The sequence below is a fragment of the Staphylococcus sp. HMSC056G08 genome (assembly GCF_001812305.1).
Classification (GTDB): Bacteria; Bacillota; Bacilli; order Staphylococcales; family Staphylococcaceae; genus Staphylococcus; species Staphylococcus simulans.
Genome location: NZ_KV808542.1, coordinates 14735 through 19321 on the forward strand (window position 1 = coordinate 14735; position 4587 = coordinate 19321).

The following is a 4587-nucleotide window of genomic DNA, read 5'->3' on the forward strand; positions in this document are numbered from 1 at the left end:
TGAACAATCCGGAATCTGTAACTGTTGATCAAATTAAAGCAGCTACACAAGCGTTGAAAGATGCGCAAGCAGGCTTAGTTGCGAAAGCAGATAAAACAGAACTTGATAAATCAATTAATGATGCGGAACGTTTAACATTAGATCCGACTGATAAAGAAGATAAAGCGGTCCAAGATGCGTTAGACAAAGCAAAAGCAGTACAAGCAGATGCTAATGCGACACAAACAGAAGTAGACGCAGCGAAAGATGCGTTGAACAAAGCAATCGAAGCTAAAGCAACTCAAGATAAAGCTGATGCATTAGCTGAATTACAAAAAGCTTTAGATAAAGCACAATCAACAGATAAAACTAAATACACACCTGAATCAGTAGAAAAATTAGATGTATCAGTGAATACTGGTAAAGCGATTGTTGAAAATTCTAAAGAGGTATCAATCAAAGATATTCAAGAAACAACAAAAGCTATCGAAGATGTATTAAAAGCTTTAGAAGTTATTAAAGCTCCTAAAATTGAAAAAGAAACTGATAAAGTTAAATCAACATCAGGTAAATCAGTTGAAAGAACATCTGATAAAGCAGTTAAGAAATCAGAAGGTTCAAAAGCACAAACTAAAGCAAATAAAGCCAAAGTATTACCAAACACAGGTCAAGAAACTCCAGCAGATCCTAAATATGCTACATTAATGTTAGCAATTGGTGGTTTAATGGCATTGTTCGGCAGACGTAAAAAAGAAGATAAAGATAATACAGAAAAATAATCGAATCAACTTTTGAGCACTAAACAGTAAAAGATTTAAGATAGTATTCACCCCTAGTTGGAATAATCTCCAGCTAGGGGTGTTTGCTTTTTATTAAGTTTTGAAGAATGCATCAATATGAATTATTTATATGACAAGGCTACATTGATTTTATGTACTTTTAACAGATTTATGTTTCTGTCTATTAAGTTCTCATTACATAATTGTAAAAGTGAAATTAAAAAACTGAGTTAAAATATATGGTTTAGAACCTTAAATGTGAGAAGAATGGTCGGTTTTGATAACGGAGGTATGTATTCACGCCTGTGTTTTCAACAATCTATATGAATTTCGCATTTTGTTTCCAAATAAAAAAGAAAGAATTTAACGATATTTTACTACTAAGACATAAAATTTATATAATATACAATTGGGCAATACAATATTATAATAAAGATGTAGTAGAAATATACTAGTATCGGAGGACATCATATGAAAAAATTGGACTTTTTGCCTAACTTAAGAAATAGATACTCTATTAGAAGATTTACTGTAGGCACAGCATCTATTCTAATCGGATCTCTATTATTCTTAGGTCATAGCGGCGAAGCCAAAGCAGCAGAGAATATAAACGATAACAATACAGTTGTAGAGGCTTCTAATGATAGTAGTACGACACAACAAGCACCTGAGGAAAATAACAAAACGTCACTTAAAAAAACAGTTGATGCTACACAACAGCAAACTGATAATAAAGCACAAACGCAAAATGCATTAGAAGAAGTAAAAAAACAAGCTGCTACAGAGATTACTTCACTTAAAAATTTAAACAAAGAAGAAGTTGACAGTTATACTCTAGAAGTACAACAAGCAGATTCAGAATCAACTGTCCACGCTATAGTTGAAAAAGCTAAAGCAGCACAAGCAGTTGAACAAAAAGAAGAGTCAATTCAAACGCAAAAAACTGAAAATTCAAAAGAATCAACAGAAGCAACTGTTGAAAAAACAAAAGAAACACCTTCTACTGAAGCTGAACCAGTTAAAGCAGAAGCAACTGTTGATAAAGCATCAGAACCTGTTGCTGAAAACAAGGAAGAAGCTCCTGAATCAGTAGTCACTCCTGCAACTGAGCCAGCAGTAGAAAAAGCGGTTGAAACAGTAACTGAAACATCTGTATTGTCTCCAGAACAAAAAGTAGAAAAAGTAAAAGCAGACTTGAGTAATGACTATGACAGTGCCAAAGTGGATGCAGTTCTAGCAGTTATTGATACTACTGACTTAACACCAGAACAATTAAAATCAGAAGTACTAAGACTCTTGCTTGAAGAAGCATCAGCTCAAAAAGACTTATTTAGCCCTCAAGCAACTTTACCAAGAACAGGTGAAGAAGCTTCAGGTTATTCAACAAGAGCATTTGATCTTGAAGAAGTTGCAAGCCAAGAAATTGTTGTAACTAAAGAAAATTTTGGTGAATATTTTAAAACGTTAAATGATGCAACTTATGATTCTCAAAGCGGTATTGTAACATTAACGACTAATGAAGCGAACAAAAGTGGAGCTATGTCTTTAGATGTTAAACTAAATTTAACTAAAGATTTCAGTTTTTCTGGTGAGGTTAACCTTGGTGATAAATATGAAGGTCATCCAAAAGATGGGGTAACTGGTGGAGAAGGTCTAGCGATTACATTCAACCCGGGTAAGACTAGTACCCTTGGATTAACAGGACAAGGTTTTGGTATTGGTGGTGTACCATCTAGCTTTGGATTTAAATTAGATACTTTTGTAAACTCGACTAATGATAATTTAAACGGAGCATCAGTCGATCTTGAACGATTTAAAGGTAAAGGAGCATTTGGTGCTTTTATTTACTCTGCAGACAAAGGTCTAGTTAATACTGTATTATTAACTCCAAATAATTCAGGAGATGCGTCTTTATTAAAAGAACAACCAAATAATCAATTAGTACCTTTTAAATTTAATTATAATGGCACAACTAAAGTGATGACAATTACGTATGGTACGCAAACATGGTCTCAAAACATGCAAGACTATATTAACTATTCACATAAAGATTCATTTGCTTTTTCAATTGTAGCTTCAACTACAGATCATTATAATTTACAACAAATCAAATTAGATGAGTTCAGATTTACAGCATCAGCTATATTAGATGAATACTTTATAGACGATGATACTGAAGAAGCGATTGATAAACCTCTTCGTACTGCGGGAGATGTTAAAGAAAAAATTACATTAAAAGATCATACTGAATATTTGGCTGACAAGGGTTATGAATTTGGTGATACAAAAGTTAGAGATGAGGGTCATGCAATTGGTTACGACGAAGGTGCTGGAACTGTCACTTTAGAAAATGATGCACAACAACTTGTGTATACAGTCGTTGATATTCAAAATCCTACAATCGCAGAGGTTACAGATGTTACTACAAATGTTTCAGAAGCTATTACACCAATCACTTTGGATATTACGGATAATAGTGGACACTTTGACACAATAGCAGTTACAGGTTTACCAACTGGTTTATCATTTAATGAAACAACAAAACAAATTACAGGTACTCCAACAACACCTGGAGATGCAACTGTTGAAGTAACAGCAACAGATATGGCTGGAAATACAACTACTAAAACATTTAAAATTTCTGTAGCAGGAGCTCAAGCACCTACAATCACACCAATCAATGCACAAACAGGCGAAGCTTATACACCAATTACTCCAATCGCTGTAAATGTTGAAGGGGATTTAAATCCAGCCCCAACTGTAGCAGTAACGGGTCTACCAGCAGGTTTATCGTTTGATGCGGCAACAAAACAAATTACAGGTACTCCAACAGCTGAAGGAACATTTAATGTTACAGTTACAGCAACACAAGAAGCGAGTGAACCAGCTACTTCAACATTTAATATTACTGTTCAGCCTAATGCTGCACTTAAAGATTTGAAAGCAGCAGTAGCAGATGCAGCCACTGTAAATAAAGATAGCTATACACCAAACAGTGTTGAAGCTTATGAAGCAAAAGTAACAGCGGGCGACACATTAGCTGGTCAACCTGAAAATGGTTCAAATGCACAATTTGCCGATGCATCAAAAGCTATTAAAGATGCTAAAAATGCATTAGTTCCAAGAGCAGATAAAGCAGCATTGAATCAATCTATTACAACAGCAGAAGCTCTTCAACCATTAGAGGCTGGAGATCCTGAAGATGATGCGCTTAAAACAGCATTAGAAACTGCTAAAACTGTTCAAGGTGATTTAAATATCGATCAACCTGCAGTTAATAAAGCGAAAACTGATTTAGATAATGCGATAGCAGCTAAAAATTTACAAGATGAATTGGATAAAGAAGATGCTTTAGATGAATTAAGAAAAACATTAGAGTATGTTGAAACTATTGACCCAGCTCAATTTACAACAAGTAGTAAAAAAGCGTTTACTGAAGCTTTGACAAATGCTAAAACTATTTTAGGTTCACCAGGTTCTAAAACAATTGCTGAGATTAAAGCAGCTACAAATGCATTAGAGGATGCACAAAATGTATTAGTTCCTCAAGCAGATAAAACAGCACTTAAAACAGCAATTAACACAGCTAATGGTTATAACAATCTAAATCCAAATAATCCTGTAGATAAAGCATTACAAGATAAATTAGCAGCAGCAAATGCGGTTAATACAAATGGTGATGCAACAGCTGATCAAGTTAAAACAGCTACAGATGATTTGAATACTGCGATTACAGCTAAAAAAGCTCAAGATGATCAAATCGCTAAAGATGCAGCTGCAAAAAAAGCAGCCCTCGATGCATTAAATGATGAATTGAATAAAGTTAAAG

General features: G+C 34.3%; 2 protein-coding genes. Both read left to right on the plus strand.

The window, feature by feature from the left end:
* Positions 1-758: FIVAR domain-containing protein (locus HMPREF2846_RS13470; RefSeq protein ID WP_176745502.1), on the plus strand; the 758-nt coding region annotated here is incomplete at its 5' end.
* Positions 759-1229: 471 nt separating this feature from the next.
* The coding region (locus HMPREF2846_RS13475; protein WP_141751904.1) for a lectin-like domain-containing protein at positions 1230-4587 on the plus strand (3358 nt) is incomplete at its 3' end.